Origin of the sequence: Paenibacillus sp. FSL M8-0212 (genome assembly GCF_038004645.1) — a bacterium.
Lineage (GTDB): Bacteria > Bacillota > Bacilli > Paenibacillales > Paenibacillaceae > Paenibacillus.
This window is the reverse complement of sequence record NZ_JBBORP010000001.1, coordinates 6,355,417-6,372,790: the sequence shown is the minus strand read 5'-3', so window position 1 is coordinate 6,372,790 and position 17,374 is coordinate 6,355,417. Positions and strand designations below refer to the sequence as shown.

Sequence of the window (17,374 nt, the reverse complement as noted above, 5' to 3'; positions counted from 1 at the left end):
TCTGTCATTCAATTTATTGGACAAGGCTTATGTTAATAATTTTCTCCGCGATAATAGCGCTCCAGTTTGTTATCCAAATGAACAAGCTGCGCTTTTTTCTCCTCGATATCATTCAGCAACTTTTGCTTTTGATCCTCAATCAGCTTGGTTCTTTCCTTCAGCGTGGAGGTTCCTTTATTGACCTGATCATAATACTTTTTAATGTCTTCCACACTCATCCCGGTTTCGCGAAGGCATTTGATAAAAACGAGCCAGTTCAGATCATCCTCCAAATAAAGACGGTTATTCTGCTCATTTCGTGCAGCAGGTTTCAGCAGTCCCTTTCTTTCATAAAAGCGGATCGCTCCAATGGAGATCTCAACTTTTTTCGCTACTTCTCCAATCGTTAACATGATAATTCCCCCTTTTATAAAAATAATTTGACCTACACTAAGTGTAGCATAGTAACTTAAACATTGTTAAATATAAATCAAATTATGGAAAGAAGGATTCGCATGAAAAAAACTGTTTTTGTAACCGGAGCAAATAAAGGAATTGGATATGAAATCGTCAAGCAGTTGGGTGAAGCGGGTTGGAAAGTTATTCTTGGCGCACGTAGTGTCGAACGGGGGGAAGCAGCTGTTTCCGAGTTAACTTCCAGGGGATTAGACGTAGAATTTGTACAGATCGACATGTGCGACTCGAAGAGCATTGAGCAGGCAGCCGATACGATTCAGAAGACTTATCCTGCAATAAACCTTTTGATCAATAACGCCGGTATGCCTGGTGCTTTCTCTCATTCCTTCACGGATACAAAAGAGGAAGATCTGCGGAATGCCTTCGAGGTGAACTTTTTCGGCACCTTCCGTTTGAATCAGCGATTGTTCCCGTTAATCAAAGATAATGAAGGCACAATCATTAATGTATCAACCGACATGGCTTCTCTGGACCATATGCAAAATGCGGAATTTACTTTAAACGCCTTCGACTATAATTCATCCAAAACGGCCAACAGTGCAATGACACTTTCGATGGCTTATGAAGTTAAAAACAGCAGGGCTCAAGTCTTTGCAGTAACACCCGGATTTACATCAACAGATCTTAATGGCAATGCCGAAGGCGGTAAATCAAAAGAAGCCGGCGCTGCGATTATCGTGCGCTATGCGACGGATGGCAAACGCCATAACGGAGAATTCCTAGATGAGAATGGCGTGTACCCTTGGTAATCCACCGTTGCCAAAAGCACCAATAGATGGGGATGAATTTTAGAGTGTGTCTTCAAGCTCAGACTCAGGTAAGCCATACGATGATGGATATGAGGGGCTAAAAAGTTTTGAGGTTCATACTGGATGATCTTGACGATTGGGTAGACGATTTTCTAACGAACATAGGACGTCTTATTCGGCCTTTCTCTACGTTACTTAAATTGTAAGGAACATCAGACACGCTATTTCCCGAAATTCCCTTAGAAAAACGCAGTAAACGGCTGTTTATTCTAATATAACGTGGCTCAGATTCATTAGATCTCTGCGGACGCTCCAAATCCTTGAATATGACGTCTCAGATTCGTAAGCCTGAAAGCCCGAAACCAATTGGGTTACTACTCTACACTCTATCAATCGGATACAAAAAGAATCCCCCTTTCATTCCTCAACCGAAATGAGAGGGGGATTCGTCATGCAATGAAAAGCCGGAATTAAAATGAAAGTAAAGCAGCGTTTGGAGAACTTGACTAGAGCTTGTGTAATGATCAAGTAGATCTTACGTAAAGCTGCGTATAGCCAACTTATAGCCTACTTGGAGGCTATACTCAGCCTAGACATCAGCCTTATACAACGGCATTAATATCATAAATTCAGTTCCCAAGCCTACCTGACTTTGTACGGTAATTTTCCCAACATACGACTCCACAATCGAGCGGGTAATGGCTAGACCGAGACCCGCGCCACCTTGTTTGCGCGAACGAGAACTGCTTGTGCGGTAAAATCGTTCAAAGATATGGGGCAGATGTTCAGGTTCAATGCCTGTACCGTTATCCTTTACTGACAATTCAGCCTTATGGTGCGTTGCATACAACGTTATGGAGATGGCTCCATGCTCTGGATCGGTGTGCTGCACCGCGTTATGGAACAGATTCAGCACAACCTGTTTCAGCTTGTAAGGGTCAGCCAGTACATACACTTCAGCCGTCAGGTCAAGATGAATGGATCTTTGCTGAGCCATCATGGCGAGTTGTGATTGCATTTTGAGCAGCAGACTGTCTAGCTGAATGACCTCCCGCTCCTGCTTTGGAGCCTGATCCAGCTTGGTTAGTAACAGCAAATCTTCAACCAGCTTGTTAATTCGTACGGATTCGCCGTGCATGCTGTCCAGCGCTTTATACAATTGATCTTGATTGGTCGCTGCACCCCGCTGTAGAACTTCAATGAAGCCGTGTATGGAGGTAAGCGGGGTACGAAGTTCATGGGAAGCATCAGACAAGAAACGCTGCATCTGCTCTTTCGATTCCCGCTCCGCTTCAAACGAATTCTCCAACCTTTCAAGCATGCCATTAAATGAAACGGCGAGCTGATCCACTTCTTCTTGTCCCTGAACGACGGGAAGGCGTTCTGCGAGGCTGCCTGCGTCGATCTGCTGTACTTTATTCACCATATTGGACAGGGGAACCAGCGTCCGGCGTAATACCTTAGTGTATAGAACAAGACCAGCTACCATGGCCAACAGCGATAACATGAGGAATATCAGAAGCTGTTTAATAATCAAGTCTCTAAGTGGCTTCGTAGCCGTGCCCATCTGGACCATCGGTAAGCCTCGATTGCGTGGACCGGGTGAGGCGAATACAATCAATTGCTCATTGCCTTGGGTATCCGTAACGATCCGGTAGGGAATATGTTTTTGTTCTTTCAACTCATCTGTAATGTTCTGATATTCAGCGGTTGATAGTTGAGGGGCTTTCAGGCCATCTTCTCCAAAAACATCCTCGAACGTACCTTGGTTGTCAAACAGGGCCAGTGAACGGTCCGGAATAAACAGCACCCGATTGCCAGACCCGTTTCCTGCCTGTCCACCAAAAGGATTGTTGGATGAGCCACTACGTGACTGGATTCCGAGCCAAACCGGGGGCATGGACATAAGCTGTTCTTCCATGGTTTTTGCCTGATTCCGGTAGAGAAAGCTTTCCATGATCCAGAATTGCAGAATACCGATTAACAATAGTAACCCAGCAAGCACGAACAGGGAACGTGAGAGCAATTGAGAACGCAGTGAATGAGGCCAGATCCATTGGTGAAGACGTCTTAAACGAAGTTTATTTTTCTTAGGCAGCGAGTTCATCAGAGATCCACCCTGTAACCGACACCCCGAAGCGTGCGAATGAGTTTATGCTCTTTATCCCCGAGTTTGTCGCGCAAGGAGCGAACGTATACCTCCACAATATTTTCTTCCCCACCAAAATCATACCCCCACACCCGGCTCAGAATGGTCGCTTTGCTAAGTACAATCCCATGATTAAGCACAATAAATTTTAACAGTTCGTATTCGGTAGGAGATAATTCCAGAACCTGATTCTGATAGGTGATTTCTTTGCGCTGATCATCAATTCGGAAGGGACCGTGGGTGACGGCTCCTATTAATAAAGGAAATTGATTCCGCAGTCTGGCCTGAATCCGGGCGAGCAGCTCGTCGAAGGCAAAGGGTTTGACCATGTAATCGTCAGCACCTAACCAAAGGCCCTTAACCCGATTCTCGACTTCGTCCTTCGCTGTCAGCATAATTACGCCAACCTCGGTACCGGTCTTACGCAGACGCTCGACCACTTCGAATCCATCCATCTCTGGCATCATGACATCCAGAATAGCCATATGGGGCTTGAATTCAAGCGCCAACTCAAGCGCAGCCGCTCCATCTGGTGCGGTGCGCACATCGAAGCCCTCATTGCTTAATCCAAGCTCCAGAAATTGTAAAATATGTGGTTCATCATCAGCCAATAGTATTTTTATTCCGCTGCTAAGCTTCATAATGCGGGGTTCCTCCTTGCTTGCTTCCATCTATAGCTCTCCCTTAATTGAGAGGGACTGTATGTTGTATTATCGCTTGCCAAACTGAAATTTAGCTGAAAGGATTGTGAATTATCCTCAGACAACATTCAGCGGGCACTCATCCCAGTTTTATTTTGGCATGTCACAATACTAGACATGAAGAACTTTGAAGGAGTGATTAACTTTGAATAATACCAAGAGAAGGATGGATCTTGTCCTTCTGCCGATTGTATTACTGGCGGCATTTCTGAATGGGTACGGTATCTGGAACGATCAATATGCCAATTCCTATTATACGACTGCCGTTGGGAGTATGCTCAGCAACTTCCACAACTTTTTCTATGCTTCACTCGACTCGGCAGGCTCGGTCACTGTAGATAAACCACCTGTTGTCTTCTGGATTCAGACGGCCTTTGCCTATGTCTTTGGACTGCATGGATGGAGCGTTATTTTGCCGCAGGTATTAGCGGGAATCGGTTCGGTGCTCCTGATCTATTTCATGGTGAAACCTACATATGGTCTTGCAGCAGCACGAATCTCGGCACTTGCGATGGCAACTGTGCCTGTCGTGGCGGCAGTCAGCCGGACCAACAATATTGACAGCATGCTGGTGTTTACACTATTGCTGGGTTCATGGTTTTTGTTCAAAGGCAGCAAACAAGGCAGTACTTGGCGCATTCTGGTTGCCTTTGGGTTAATAGGCGTAGCCTTTAATATGAAAATGCTTCAAGCCTACATGGTACTCCCGGCTTTTTACTTGTTCTATCTGCTTGCATTTCAGGCGAAATGGAGAAGGAAGATCATCCTGCTGATCGGCAGCACAGCGGTTCTGGCGGTCGTTTCCTTATCCTGGGCGGTCACTGTGGATTCTATACCCGAAGACGAACGGCCTTATATCGGCAGCAGTGAAACTAACTCGGTCATGGAACTCGCTTTTGGATACAATGGTCTGGCTCGCCTAACGGGTCAGCAGAATACCGCAGGTAACGCAGGTATGCCAAATGGTATGGGACAGGGAAATAATCGTGGCAATCGAGGAGACTTGTCTTCAGGCCCTAGTCAGACAGGCAGTGGTGTTCCTGGCGCTGGGCAAGATGTCAATGCACCGGATAACGATAATATGAATGGTTCGAATGGCACAAACGCCATGGGTGGCATGAATGGGCCGAATGGCAATTTCCCGAACGGGCAGATCCCAAATGATATGGAAATGCCGAACGGAAGAAATTTCGGCGGAGGCATGGGCGGAATGTTTGGAACAGGGGAAAAAGGTCCTCTGCGTCTGTTCCAGACTGAACTATCAGGTCAAGCTAGCTGGCTTCTGCCAGTTGTGCTGCTTGGATGCATTGCTATATTTGCAAGATTAAGACGAAGAAATATAACCAACAAGCACAAGGAGGCCTTGTTCTGGCTGGCATGGCTGCTTCCTGTTGCTGCTTTTTTCAGTGTGGCAGGTTTCTTCCATCAATATTATCTGATTATGCTTGCACCTCCAATAGCGGCGCTGACTGGTGCAGGATTTGTAGCGATGTGGAAGTCATATCGTGATCGCGATGGATGGCAGGCATGGTTGCTTCCGGTGTCCGTGCTGCTGACGACTCTGTTTGGCTGGTATATCATGCAGGTGTATAACGAGACGATTGGTGCAGGCTGGTCCATTAGTGAATTGATCGCAGGCATTCTGGTTACGGTCATCCTGATCGTTATGCTTCATCGCACACATCAATGGAAACAGGGCTTCATTATCGCGGGATTCATGGTGATGCTGATCGGTCCAATCTACTGGGCATTCACCCCTATTACTTATGGTGGTAACAGCATGATCCCGGCAGCAGGGCCCACCGGTTCCAATGGTATGTTTGGTGGAGCAGGAATGGGCATGCCGATGGGTAACGGTGCAGGAGACACAGAAATGCCTACAATGGGTGGCCGTGGCGGAATGGGTAACCGTAACGAAGAAGTGGATACAGCCACACTGAATTATCTAAAAGAGCACAATTCAGGCGAAACGTATCTCTTTGCCACTACGGACTATAATCAGGCAGCACCTTATATCATCGATGAAAGAGCAGCGGTCATTACACTTGGAGGTTTCTCCGGCTCAGACCCGGTGTACACAACAGAGGAACTTGAGCAACTCGTCAAGAGCGGGCAAGTGAAATACTTCATGGTTGGTGGCATGGGTGGCCGCGGAGGAAACTCGGATATTAGCGATTGGATCAAAGAGCACGGATCCGAGATTCCAACGTCAGAATGGAAGACAGGCACGGACAGCGGAGATACGGATAACGGTGATACGGAGAGTGAAGCTGGACTTGGATTCGGATTCGGATTCGGCGGACAGACGACTTTGTATGAAGTGAAATTGTAGCTATATAAATTGAACTTATCATTTACACGATAACGGAGAGGACAGAAAAAACCTGAAAAAGCGAAGCGTTCGCCTTTATCCCCGGATTTTCCCTTTATAAAGGGAATCAAAAAATCTGGGGATAACAGCGATTGGAGGGTTGTTCTGTCATCGAAGTGTGCAGTGTAAATATTCTTTATTTCAATTTGTAAAGAGTGAAAATCTCGGACGAAGTCCATTGGAAAAGGGAGGGGACAAACATGGCTCACGCGTACCGATACAGCATTATTATTCCCATGTATAACGAGGAAGCGGTGATCGAGGAGACTTATCGGCGTCTGAAGAAGGTCATGGGCAGCACGGGAGAGAGCTATGAACTGTTGTTTGTCAATGATGGAAGCGTGGATCGAAGTGCACAGATGATCCGTGATTACGCCCGTTGGGACGAGAGTGTGAAGCTGATCGATTTTGCCCGTAACTTCGGACATCAGATTGCGATAACAGCGGGTATGGATTATGCAGTGGGGGATGCGGTGGTTATTATTGATGCGGATCTGCAGGACCCTCCCGAACTGATACTGGATATGATCGCCAAATGGAAAGAGGGTTACGAAGTCGTATATGCCCGTCGCACCAGAAGAAGCGGGGAAACTCGCTTCAAAAAATGGTCGGCGAGTCTGTTCTATCGTGTACTTCGTGCCTCAACGGATACGGATATCCCGGTAGACACCGGAGATTTTCGCCTGATTGACCGCAAAGTATGTGATGAGATGAAACGTCTTCCGGAGAAAAATCGGTTTGTGCGAGGGTTGGTCAGTTGGGTCGGATTTCGTCAGACTGCGATTGAATATGAACGTGATGAACGTCTCGCAGGCGAAACAAAATATCCGCTGAAACGCATGCTGAAGCTAAGCCTGGATGGCATTACTTCATTTTCGCATAAACCGCTCAAGCTCGCAGGTTATGTAGGTGCGATCCTGTCGGTAGGTGGATTCATCTACATGTTAACCGTTATTGGTTCGGCCATCTTTACGGATTCAACGATTAAGGGATGGCCCTCCATTGTGAGCATCATGCTGATGTTTAACGGATTCATACTGATCATGCTGGGCATTCTGGGCGAGTACGTTGGCCGAATCTATGATGAGACCAAGGCACGTCCGCTATACATTGTGAGAGATGTGGTTCAGGCCGAGGGCCAGCAAGCGCAATCCCGATTGACAGCCCGAGTTGCTCATCATGACTAAACGTCTAGTTACACTTTTCAAGTTCGGTATTGTGGGTGTTGCAAATACGGCAGTGGATGCGGTGATATTTGCTTTGCTTGCAGTGATCGGTGTACCGGTTCTGATGGCTCAAGTAATCTCGTACAGCTGCGGCGTTGCGAACAGTTATTGGCTGAACGGCAGGTGGACTTTTCGAGATACGGCACGAGGGGGCGGCGATAGAGCGAGACTTGTTCGTTTTCTAATCACCAATCTTATCGTTCTCGCGTTATCTGCCCTCATTCTGATGACTTTGCACGATATGCTGGGTTGGAGTCTCGTGATGAGCAAGATCGTGGCGACCTTGATGGGGATGGTTCTGAACTATATGGCCAGCAGATATTGGGTGTTTCGTATCGCTACTTAACTGCCCACAGCGTGCAATATTGGTTATAAGAAGCAAATGAAAGGAGTGTATGATGAAATGCGAATTAAAAAAGCAGTTATTCCGGCAGCAGGTCTCGGAACCCGTTTCCTGCCAGCAACCAAAGCTCAGCCTAAAGAGATGTTACCGATTGTAGACAAACCGGCCATCCAATACATTGTTGAAGAAGCAGTACAATCAGGCATTGAGAATATCCTCATTGTGACCGGACGCAACAAAAAATCCATAGAAGACCATTTTGATAAATCGGTTGAACTTGAACATTCTTTGTATGCCAAGGGCAAACAGTCTTTACTGGAAGAGGTGCAGGCGATCAGCGAGATGGCAAATATTCATTTTATTCGTCAAAAAGAACCGCTGGGACTGGGGCATGCCATTGGGTGTGCACGGCAATTTGTAGGCGATGATGCCTTCGCTGTACTGCTCGGAGATGATATTATGGTGTCTGAACCGCCTGCACTTGCACAGATGGTCCATCTTTATGAAAAGACAGGCAATCAGATCATAGGTGTCCGTCAAGTAGACGCGGCAAATGTGAGCAAATATGGCATCATTGATTCGAATGGTGCAGAGGACCGGGTTCACCGAGTCACCAATCTGGTCGAAAAACCATCCCTTGCAGAAGCACCATCCCGGACAGCCGTAATGGGACGATACATTCTGAAACCTTCCATCTTTCCTATTCTGGATCAGATCGAGAGAGGGGCTGGAGGGGAATATCAGTTAACGGATGCTTTGAAAGAAGTGAGTCAGGTGGAGGAGCTGTTGGCCCTTGAACTGCAGGGGCGCCGCTACGATATTGGTGATCAATTCGGATATATTCAGGCGATCTTGGAGATCGGACTAATGCGCAAGGAATTACAGCCCATGCTGACCCCTTATCTTCAGAAGCTTGCAACCCAGTGGGCCTAGGGATTGATATGTAGCAGAGGTTTAGATCTGCTGTAGGACGGGGTCTCCACGTACCATGGTTGTTCTGTCTAGACTCCAGCATTGTACATTGCTTCCTGTAACGCTACAATGAGCAAGAAGTTTAAGTTGCTCTTTGAGGGGTGAGGAATCATGAATGAATCTATCATCAGGGACCTTATTAAGTATATGGACGTAGAGGACAACGCCGCCATTCAGTATATTCAGACTGAGCATCGGATGAAACTGGGACTCTTTTGGGGGATACAGGAAGGCAGCCGCGTTCTGGAAATCGGGTGTGGTCAGGGAGATACAACGGCCGTGCTTGCACATCTGGTGGGGGAGCAAGGGTACGTTCATGGTGTAGATATTGCACCAGAGGATTATGGTGCACCGCTGACCGTAGGCGAAGCGGGTGCCAAGCTGCGGAGATCTCCGCTGGGTGATCGAATTCGAATGGATTATGATTACGACATTTTAAGTGATCAAGCCCAATTCTCCGAGAATGAGTTTGATGTGATTGTGCTATCCCATTGTTCTTGGTACCTGAAATCGTTTGACGAACTCGCCCAGATTCTTAGCAAGGTTAGGACGTGGGGACATCAGTTATGTTTCGCAGAATGGGATGCGCGAGTTACAGATGTGAGCCAGCTCTCACATTGGTTATCCGTTCTGATTCAGTCTCAGGTCGAATGTTACAAGGAGAACAGCTTCTCCAATGTGCGCACGCTTTTTACAACGGAGGATATCCAAGAGCTTGTCTATGCGGCAGGCTGGACGATTAAGGAAGAGGCTTCGATCCATTCTCCTGAGTTGCAGGACGGTCGCTGGGAAACCGAAATGACACTGGCAGAAGCGCCTGTGGAACTGCAAATGCTTCCGATCCCGGACAAAGTGAAAACACTTCTTCTTTCCGAACTGAAATTACTTAAGACACATCATGTCTCGGGGCCTGGGAGTCCACTAGGAACGTATGCCATGGTTGCCAAAAAGCAGTAAGGAAATAACATATAAATTCCATGATCTAAAAAAATGTGTTTACTTCATCACAGTAATTTTGATATTATAATCGCAATATCAAATGCGACGAAGAGACGAGTAGATAAAAATCATTCTTTCAAAGAGAGCTCCGGCAGCTGAAAAGGAGTAAAGAACTTTTTATTGAATAAAGACTCAGAGCAGCACATCGGAACTTAGCGTTAAGGGATGGTGTGACAGGAGCTCCTGTTACAGAGCTAGAGTATGAACGGTCTACAGCTAGCAACATGGTTGTAAACCTTTACTTGAAGAGGCGGATATGGTGACATATTGGCGAATCTGGGTGGTACCACGAGAGTTCAATCTCGTCCCTGAGACTATTGTCTTGGGGATGGGATTTTTTGGTTTTTTCAGGGCTGTGACTACACGCTTTGGAATTGCCTGAATAGTGTTAATTAGGAAGTCAAATTTCATAATACGTTTTTAGTGAGTTATGAAATTGATCAAAGAGAAGAATCACTTAAACCGAAAGGAAATGATGATTGAATGTCAGCAAAATTGAAAGTTGGTATCGTCGGAGGAACGGGAATGGTGGGTCAGCGTTTTGTGGACCTGCTCGATCAACATCCATGGTTTGAAGTAACAGCTATTTCTGCAAGCGCCAATTCGGCAGGTAAAACATATGAAGAATCCGTACAAGGCAGATGGAAACTCGCAGTTCCTATTCCGGAAGCTGTGAAGAAAATCGTTGTTCAGGATGCTTCCCAGGTCGAAGCTTTTGCCAGCCAGGTTGATTTTATTTTCTGCGCGGTTGATATGAAAAAGAATGAGATTCAAGCGCTCGAAGAAGCTTACGCTAGAACAGGCACACCTGTCGTGTCCAACAACTCCGCTCACCGCTGGACAGCAGATGTACCCATGGTAATCCCTGAGATTAACCCGGGACATCTGGATGTTATTGAAGCTCAACGCAAACGTCTGGGCACAAAAACCGGATTTATTGCTGTAAAACCTAACTGCTCGATTCAGAGCTATGTGCCTGCACTGCACGCCTTGCGTGAATTCAACCCGACTCAGGTCGTCGCTTCCACATATCAAGCAATCTCGGGAGCAGGTAAAAACTTTACGGACTGGCCAGATATGCTCGATAATGTCATTCCATACATCGGTGGCGAGGAAGAGAAGAGTGAGCAGGAACCACTGCGGATCTGGGGTAGCATCGAAAATAATCAGATCGTCAAAGCTTCTGCTCCATTAATTACAACACAATGTATTCGTGTACCGGTAACGGATGGACATCTGGCTACTGTGTTTGTAAACTTCGAGAAAAAACCAAGCAAAGACGAAATTCTGGAGCGTTGGTTGCAGTTCAAAGGTCGTCCGCAGGAACTGGCTCTGCCAAGTGCACCAAAACAATTCATTACGTATTTTGAAGAAGAGAACAGACCACAGACGAAACTGGATCGTGACATCGAACGCGGAATGGGTGTCTCCACAGGTAGACTGCGCGAAGATTCACTCTATGATTACAAATTCGTTGGATTGTCCCACAACACGCTCCGTGGAGCAGCAGGTGGTGCGGTTCTGATCGCAGAACTGCTTAAAGCTGAAGGATATATTCAACCGAAATAATTGCAAAGGCATCATGAGCAACAACAGATTTCTGAACAGGATATTTCATGAAAAACCATCACTTGTTGATGGTTTTTTTGTTCCAGCAGAGGGTTGTAGTGGCGAAAAACGCCGACAATGTTGTCGGCGTTTTTTACTCAGGCTCATTTAGGTATACATAATGTAAGAAATAGCCTATATGTTTAGAACATACGTGAGCTATATCATGTGAAGTTTAAGATACTATGCTAGTTTGCTGCTTCATAGCAGCTGCTGGCACTGAGCCGAAACCTCGGCTTCAGGAAGACTGCGACTTTTTAAACGGGATGCAGGACAACTCCCTTCTTCGTCACGCTTGGTTTCCCAATTGACCGGGTTGGTCATATCCGGGATGCGCTGCTCCAAAATGGCCTGATATTGACGTGCTTTCTCTTCCAAATGGGCTACGCGGCTCTTGGCCTCTTCAAGCTGAATCAGCGCCGCTTCCTTATACTCCATCATAAGTGCGAATCGCTGCGAAACGGTTGAATCACCTTCGAGGCAGAGATCGACGTATGTTTTAATATTTTCAATCGGTAAACCTGTCTGCTTGAGGCATTTGACGCCATGTAGCCAATTGATGGATTCTTCATCAAACACCCGAATATTATTTTTATTGCGTTGAATGCTCGGAACCAAGCCTTTATCCGTGTAAAAGCGAACAGCGTGCTCTGTGAGTCCCGTAAGCTGGGCCGCATCCTGGACAGTATACATATGTACTCCTCCTTCAAAAAAAATATTGGAGACCGCTTGACTTCGCGTAAGACGAAGGAGCTAGGGTTATTGTAACGCAAGTCGGCCGGAAGTGGAATCCTCGCTTCGTTGCTGAATTTCAGGAAAACGTGTCCACTTGCGATTCACAATTGAACCATAGGAGGAATTGAATATGCAAACTGTAACCTTGAACAATGGAGTGAAAATGCCGATTATTGGCTTTGGTGTCTACCAGGTTCCCGATGCTAATGAATGTGAGAACACGGTATATGAGGCGCTGAAGGCCGGTTACCGCCTAATTGATACCGCTGCCGGTTACCTAAACGAAGAAGCGGTTGGACGTGCAATTAAACGCAGTGGCATAGCGCGGGAAGAACTTTTCATCACGACCAAGCTTTGGATTCAGGATGCAGGATACGAAAGTGCCAAGCGGGCGTTTGCCAAATCGTTAAGTAAGCTGCAGCTCGATTATCTGGATATGTACCTCATTCACATGCCGTTTGGTGATTACTACGGCGCATGGCGTGCGATGGAAGAACTATACCGTGAGGGCAAGATCCGGGCTATCGGTGTCAGTAACTTCCTACCTGACCGCCTGATGGACCTCATCGTCCACAACGAAGTTGTGCCTGTCATCAATCAGATCGAAACTCATCCGTTTCAACAGCAGGTCGACAGCGCTGTTTTCATGAAAGAACAGGGGATACAGCACCAGTCATGGTCCCCGTTCGCCGAAGGTCGCAACAATTTGTTCAGCAACGAAGTCTTGGTTTCCATTGCCGACAAACATAACAAATCCGTCGCCCAGGTTGTACTGCGCTGGCTTGTGCAGCGGGATGTTGTTGTTATTCCTAAATCAGTACGCAAAGAGCGGCTTATCGAGAACTTCGATATTTTCGACTTTGTACTAAGCCCGGAAGAGATTGCAACCATTTCCACACTGGATACCAAGGAAAGTCTATTCATGAAGATTGATAATCCTGAAGTTGCCAAGATGCTGGGCAATATGAAAGTGGATTTGTAGCCAGGAACGGATTGCTAGGTTTACGAAACGTAGCAGTATCTTGGCAATAATAGTAACAATAGCAACTCAATGCAAAACGCCGACTAATATGTCGGCGTTTTTAACATTCCAATATTTTGTTAAGCGGCAGATGTCTTATCCGACTTTTGCAGAAGCTGAGAGCGACGACCGAGCAGATAACCTGTTAATGAAGCAAGCATCTGCTGGAATACCATGCCTAGCACGACCGGGACAGCAACAGGTGGCGGAAAATAAGAAACAGCCAGTACTGCGCCAGCACTGATATTACGCATACCTCCATTGAACACCAGAGCGACCTGATCGGCCTCATTCCAGCCCAGCAATCGGGCGATGAAGTAACTTAGCGCATAACCGAATGATGCCAGAAAAATAATGATGACGGCAAGTCCAGCGAGCTTCCAGTTGAAATCGGCCAAGTAGGGCGCAACGACAGATCCGTTAATCGCAACAACTGATGCCATAAACAATTTGGATAGCGGATTCAATCTCGGTCCCCAGACCGGGACAATGGCGCCTTTGGTCCACTCATTCAGAAGCATACCCACCAGCGATGGCACAACAATCATCCAGAACAGACTGCTCATCATGGCTGCCGTATCCAATGTGACACTGGTGCCGATTAACAGAGATAACACTCCGGGTACAACGAAAGGCGCAAGCATGGTATCAATCAGGATGATAGATAGCGTAAGTGCAATATTGCCCCGATAGATGCTGACCCAGATGAAGCTGCTTATTCCTGTTGGAATTACGGCTGCCAGAACAAGGCCCGTTATGGTGTACGCATCTGTAGGGAAGACCAGATGGCCCATACCGAGTGCAATTAGAGGCATCGCCAAATGCAAAATAAACAGACATACAAACAGGGGAAACGGCTTCTTCAGCACGTTCACAAAATCCCGTATCCCAAGACTGATACTTCCAGCGAACGTCATGAATGCAAAAAGCCAAGGGGATAAAAAGGTATAAGAAGAAAGAAAACTCCCGCATAACACGCCAACAATAATGCTGATTGGGGTAATCAGTGGCATGATGCGGTTCAAGCGTTGGTTCAAGGCTTGAAGCATAATCATGACATCCCTTTACCGTGTGATTTTACTATTATACATCTTAATAACGTTGGCTGCAGACCCATTTGCAAAGAAGCAGTCTGAACAGGTATCATGGACTTGGAACAAGGATTCCGATTAGAGAAGGGGAGATGATCATGTTCATAAGAAAAAGAAAGCACACGTTAATGATGACAGGCCTTATTGCATCAAGTATTCTGCTGATTTCAGCCTGTTCTGTCGTGGAACAAGCCAATCAAAGTCTAAATTATGTGAGTGGGGCTACTGATTATATAGAACAGGTATCAAACGCCGGGGCTGATCTGCAAGAGCTCGCATCGAGTGCGGTGAATAATCCGGAGATTACAACGCAGATTCAGGAGAAAATCGATCTGATCCAAGCAGAAGCAAGTGAATTTTCTCAGTTGACTGCTCCTGCAATAGGAGAGAGCATTCATGAGAATCTGGTTAGTTACAATACTCAATTAACGGAAGTCGTGGGCAATTTCGAGAATACAATTGCAGAGCAAGGTTTTACGGCAGAAAATTGGGAGAAGACAGGCATTCCTGAACTGATCACGAACATCAATAATTTGAAAGATCCGCTAAGCGGACTTCAGGGTGAATAAGTTGAATTGATCTTAGCACCTTAAGACAATCAGTTTGTAATCGAATACTTGAGAAGGGCGAGATATCGGAATGATTGAATTACCGTTATGCTCGCTTTTTTTATTTTCCGAAAACTCATGCATATTTAATATTACAGGAGCTAGACTATATCATGTAAATAGGAGATGTATATGACATTTATCTCTTAATTAATGTGAAGATGATCTATGGTTTGACAAGGTTGTGACAGAGGCGTATGATGAATTTATAAGTTAATAAAATATAGTTACTTACTATAAGTATATAACTGCAACTAAAACTATTTTGCCAAAGGAGAACTGAGTCATGACGGAGCACAATGGAAAAGTAATCATCATTACAGGTGGAGCTAGTGGTATTGGTAAAGAAACAGCACTTCAACTTTCGGATCAAGGTGCGACTATTGTTGTCGCTGACTATAACGAAGACGGAGCGAAGAAGATTGCGGCAGAGATTGAAGCAGCAGGCGGAACAGCGGGCGCATACAAAGTGGATGTATCCAAAGGGGACGAGATCAAAGCCCTGATCGACTGGACCGTAGAGCAATATGGTACGTTAAGCGGTATTTTCAATAACGCAGGCATTGGACTTGTGAAACCATTTCTGGAGATGGACCCGGAATCCTATCACAGAGTCATTGATGTAGATCAGCACAGTGTATATTATGGCATGTATTATGGCGCGAAAAAAATGGTTGAATTAAATGTACAAGGCACCATTGTTAATACCGCTTCGATCTATGGAAGTGTTGCTGCAGTAGGCAGCTTCAACTACAATGCAGCCAAAGCTGCTGTTGTCATGATGTCCAAATCCGGTGCACTGGAACTTGCTGAGCATGGAATTCGTGTAGTTGGTGTAGCACCTGGCTTTATTGAAACACCGATTCTGGGTGATGACAAAGCCATGAAGGATGCGCTTGCTACTCAACATATGCGTGGAGAGCTTATTCAACCGGAGAAAGTAGCCAGTGTGGTTACATTCCTGTTCAGTGATGCAGCAAGTGCAGTGAACGGGACAACCGTAGCCGTAGATGATGGATTCCTCAGCTTCAAAACCAAATAAAAATAAAGTAAGCAACCCTTTTAAGATGAAGGCAACTCATCTCAAAAAACAGAAAAAAACGGTGCAGAACGATTTATTCGTTTTGCACCGTTTTTGTATTTTCATTATAAAGTAATTGTGGCATATAAGACGGAAATAAGTTTGTCGAATCATCCCGAAATTTCAGAGATCGTGATACAATTAACAAGGTTATAGCTTTTTATCATTTTGTGGTGTCATAGACAATTCGAACGCCGAGAGAGCCATAACTCTCTTCTTTGTAATGACATTGAGAACAAGTTTTGGTCGAGCACAACGCATCGTTATGAACTTGTAATTTTTCGTTGCACTGTGGACATTTATTTTCAAAAAGAGTCTTCAACACGTTAAACATGCTTAATCACTCATTTCGGATTAATTTACTTGGTTTTTATTATAACGGATTATATTCACCTTGTATAGCACTTTTGAGTGGTATCGAGATGAGATTTATATTGCACGAAAGGAAGCGCATAACCGATGGATCTTCTGCTTTTTATCATCATGTTTATACTGGGTCTGGTCGGTTCATTCTTCTCCGGTTTGTTGGGTATTGGTGGGGCCATTATCAATTATCCGCTACTGTTATATGTTCCATCCTGGATGGGACTGGAGCCATTCTCAGCACATCAGGTATCTTCGATTAGTATGTTTCAAGTGTTTTTCGCTTCACTTGCCGGTGTGATTGCATTCCGCAGAAAAGTAAAAACGGGTAGAAGTGGTGGGGCGATCGTTCACCGCGGATTGGTGTTGTACATGGGCTCCAGCATTCTTGCTGGCAGTCTGATCGGCGGCTTCATATCCGGTCATCTGGACGGAACAGTTATTAATCTGATCTATGGCATTCTGGCGATCATAGCAATTGTTCTCATGCTGATTCCCGGAAAGGGAAAGCTTGATACCTCAGCTCCTTTGGTGTTTAACCGATGGATTGCAGCAGGCACTGCTTTTGCAGTAGGTATTGTATCAGGAATTGTTGGTGCGGGTGGTGCCTTTATCCTTATTCCCATCATGCTGACAATTCTCAACATCCCCGTACGAACGACGATTGCTTCTTCACTGGCAATTGTATTTATCTCCGCCATTGGCGGCGTTATAGGTAAAATTGCGGGCGGGGACATTCCGCTAGAACCCATTATATACACGGTGATCGGAAGTCTGCTAGGCGCATCCCTTGGTTCAAGGGTTAGTTCGATGATCAATGTGAGGGTACTTCGATATGCATTAATCGTACTTATCGCCATCACAGCGGTCAAAGTCTGGTCATCCATTCTGTAAAATCACG

Annotated in this window: 16 protein-coding genes and 1 other annotated feature; of the genes, 11 read left to right on the top strand and 5 right to left on the bottom strand. The window is 45.8% G+C overall.

Annotated elements, in window-relative coordinates:
• Positions 1-32 precede the first annotated feature (32 nt).
• Entirely contained in the window at positions 33-392 is a 360-nt protein-coding gene (locus MKX68_RS27790; RefSeq protein WP_340914999.1) for a MerR family transcriptional regulator, read from the bottom strand.
• A gap of 102 nt (positions 393-494) precedes the next feature.
• Between MKX68_RS27790 and MKX68_RS27785 the strand changes: the two genes are divergently transcribed.
• Positions 495-1,205 (top strand): SDR family NAD(P)-dependent oxidoreductase, encoded by a 711-nt coding sequence (locus tag MKX68_RS27785; protein WP_340914997.1) that lies wholly within the window; start codon positions 495-497, stop codon positions 1,203-1,205.
• 589 nt (positions 1,206-1,794) lie between these two features.
• Here MKX68_RS27785 and MKX68_RS27780 read toward each other — a convergent pair.
• Positions 1,795-3,312: a sensor histidine kinase gene (locus tag MKX68_RS27780; RefSeq protein WP_340914994.1), complete on the bottom strand. Its 1,518-nt coding sequence runs from the start codon at positions 3,310-3,312 to the stop codon at positions 1,795-1,797.
• On the bottom strand, positions 3,312-3,995 hold the full coding sequence (locus MKX68_RS27775; protein WP_036608910.1) for a response regulator transcription factor: 684 nt from the start codon (positions 3,993-3,995) through the stop codon (positions 3,312-3,314). Before MKX68_RS27775 ends, MKX68_RS27780 begins: the two co-directional genes overlap by 1 nt.
• 226 nt (positions 3,996-4,221) lie before the next feature.
• Between MKX68_RS27775 and MKX68_RS27770 the strand changes: the two genes are divergently transcribed.
• From MKX68_RS27770 to asd, 6 genes are all read left to right on the top strand, one after another.
• Entirely contained in the window at positions 4,222-6,387 is a 2,166-nt protein-coding gene (locus MKX68_RS27770) for a glycosyltransferase family 39 protein (protein ID WP_340915527.1), read from the top strand.
• Positions 6,388-6,626: 239 nt separating this feature from the next.
• On the top strand, positions 6,627-7,613 hold the full coding sequence (locus MKX68_RS27765; protein ID WP_036608414.1) for a glycosyltransferase family 2 protein: 987 nt from the start codon (positions 6,627-6,629) through the stop codon (positions 7,611-7,613).
• A complete protein-coding gene (locus tag MKX68_RS27760; protein WP_340914991.1) occupies positions 7,606-7,998 on the top strand; it encodes a GtrA family protein in 393 nt (130 codons plus the stop codon). The genes MKX68_RS27765 and MKX68_RS27760 overlap by 8 nt, the downstream gene beginning before the upstream one ends.
• 57 nt (positions 7,999-8,055) lie before the next feature.
• Positions 8,056-8,928 (top strand): UTP--glucose-1-phosphate uridylyltransferase GalU, encoded by an 873-nt coding sequence (gene galU / locus MKX68_RS27755; protein WP_036608409.1) that lies wholly within the window; start codon positions 8,056-8,058, stop codon positions 8,926-8,928.
• Between the two features lie 150 nt (positions 8,929-9,078).
• Positions 9,079-9,924 carry a class I SAM-dependent methyltransferase gene (locus tag MKX68_RS27750; protein WP_340914988.1) on the top strand — a complete coding sequence of 282 codons (846 nt, stop codon included), beginning with the start codon at positions 9,079-9,081 and terminating at the stop codon, positions 9,922-9,924.
• Between the two features lie 78 nt (positions 9,925-10,002).
• Positions 10,003-10,279: a binding site (T-box leader), on the top strand.
• 170 nt (positions 10,280-10,449) lie between these two features.
• Positions 10,450-11,535, top strand: coding sequence for an aspartate-semialdehyde dehydrogenase (gene asd, locus MKX68_RS27745; protein ID WP_100528950.1), 1,086 nt, complete (start codon positions 10,450-10,452; stop codon positions 11,533-11,535).
• A 240-nt stretch (positions 11,536-11,775) separates the two neighbouring features.
• Here the strand turns inward: asd and MKX68_RS27740 are convergent, their stop codons facing one another.
• Positions 11,776-12,267: a MerR family transcriptional regulator gene (locus MKX68_RS27740; protein WP_340914986.1), complete on the bottom strand. Its 492-nt coding sequence runs from the start codon at positions 12,265-12,267 to the stop codon at positions 11,776-11,778.
• 172 nt (positions 12,268-12,439) lie between these two features.
• Between MKX68_RS27740 and MKX68_RS27735 the strand changes: the two genes are divergently transcribed.
• On the top strand, positions 12,440-13,291 hold the full coding sequence (locus MKX68_RS27735; protein WP_340914984.1) for an aldo/keto reductase: 852 nt from the start codon (positions 12,440-12,442) through the stop codon (positions 13,289-13,291).
• Between the two features lie 119 nt (positions 13,292-13,410).
• Here the strand turns inward: MKX68_RS27735 and MKX68_RS27730 are convergent, their stop codons facing one another.
• Positions 13,411-14,379, bottom strand: coding sequence for a bile acid:sodium symporter family protein (locus MKX68_RS27730; protein WP_036608400.1), 969 nt, complete (start codon positions 14,377-14,379; stop codon positions 13,411-13,413).
• 140 nt (positions 14,380-14,519) lie between these two features.
• Between MKX68_RS27730 and MKX68_RS27725 the strand changes: the two genes are divergently transcribed.
• From MKX68_RS27725 to MKX68_RS27715, 3 genes are all read left to right on the top strand, one after another.
• On the top strand, positions 14,520-14,990 hold the full coding sequence (locus tag MKX68_RS27725) for a DUF6376 family protein (RefSeq protein ID WP_162158960.1): 471 nt from the start codon (positions 14,520-14,522) through the stop codon (positions 14,988-14,990).
• A 325-nt stretch (positions 14,991-15,315) separates the two neighbouring features.
• A complete protein-coding gene (locus tag MKX68_RS27720) occupies positions 15,316-16,071 on the top strand; it encodes an SDR family NAD(P)-dependent oxidoreductase (protein WP_338594414.1) in 756 nt (251 codons plus the stop codon).
• A 498-nt stretch (positions 16,072-16,569) separates the two neighbouring features.
• Positions 16,570-17,367: a sulfite exporter TauE/SafE family protein gene (locus MKX68_RS27715; RefSeq protein WP_340914980.1), complete on the top strand. Its 798-nt coding sequence runs from the start codon at positions 16,570-16,572 to the stop codon at positions 17,365-17,367.
• Positions 17,368-17,374: the final 7 nt, after the last annotated feature.

What these genes read in the sequence shown, in the direction of transcription:
- MKX68_RS27720 (WP_338594414.1), top strand. Translation starts at nt 15,316, where the DNA reads ATGACGGAGCACAATGGAAAAGTAATCATCATTACAGGTGGAGCTAGT.
- MKX68_RS27780 (WP_340914994.1), bottom strand. Translation starts at nt 3,312, where the DNA reads ATGAACTCGCTGCCTAAGAAAAATAAACTTCGTTTAAGACGTCTTCAC.
- MKX68_RS27775 (WP_036608910.1), bottom strand. Translation starts at nt 3,995, where the DNA reads ATGAAGCTTAGCAGCGGAATAAAAATACTATTGGCTGATGATGAACCA.
- asd (WP_100528950.1), top strand. Translation starts at nt 10,450, where the DNA reads ATGTCAGCAAAATTGAAAGTTGGTATCGTCGGAGGAACGGGAATGGTG.
- MKX68_RS27735 (WP_340914984.1), top strand. Translation starts at nt 12,440, where the DNA reads ATGCAAACTGTAACCTTGAACAATGGAGTGAAAATGCCGATTATTGGC.
- MKX68_RS27770 (WP_340915527.1), top strand. Translation starts at nt 4,222, where the DNA reads ATGGATCTTGTCCTTCTGCCGATTGTATTACTGGCGGCATTTCTGAAT.
- galU (WP_036608409.1), top strand. Translation starts at nt 8,056, where the DNA reads ATGCGAATTAAAAAAGCAGTTATTCCGGCAGCAGGTCTCGGAACCCGT.
- MKX68_RS27765 (WP_036608414.1), top strand. Translation starts at nt 6,627, where the DNA reads ATGGCTCACGCGTACCGATACAGCATTATTATTCCCATGTATAACGAG.
- MKX68_RS27750 (WP_340914988.1), top strand. Translation starts at nt 9,079, where the DNA reads ATGAATGAATCTATCATCAGGGACCTTATTAAGTATATGGACGTAGAG.
- MKX68_RS27715 (WP_340914980.1), top strand. Translation starts at nt 16,570, where the DNA reads ATGGATCTTCTGCTTTTTATCATCATGTTTATACTGGGTCTGGTCGGT.
- MKX68_RS27790 (WP_340914999.1), bottom strand. Translation starts at nt 392, where the DNA reads ATGTTAACGATTGGAGAAGTAGCGAAAAAAGTTGAGATCTCCATTGGA.
- MKX68_RS27760 (WP_340914991.1), top strand. Translation starts at nt 7,606, where the DNA reads ATGACTAAACGTCTAGTTACACTTTTCAAGTTCGGTATTGTGGGTGTT.
- MKX68_RS27725 (WP_162158960.1), top strand. Translation starts at nt 14,520, where the DNA reads ATGTTCATAAGAAAAAGAAAGCACACGTTAATGATGACAGGCCTTATT.
- MKX68_RS27785 (WP_340914997.1), top strand. Translation starts at nt 495, where the DNA reads ATGAAAAAAACTGTTTTTGTAACCGGAGCAAATAAAGGAATTGGATAT.
- MKX68_RS27730 (WP_036608400.1), bottom strand. Translation starts at nt 14,379, where the DNA reads ATGCTTCAAGCCTTGAACCAACGCTTGAACCGCATCATGCCACTGATT.
- MKX68_RS27740 (WP_340914986.1), bottom strand. Translation starts at nt 12,267, where the DNA reads ATGTATACTGTCCAGGATGCGGCCCAGCTTACGGGACTCACAGAGCAC.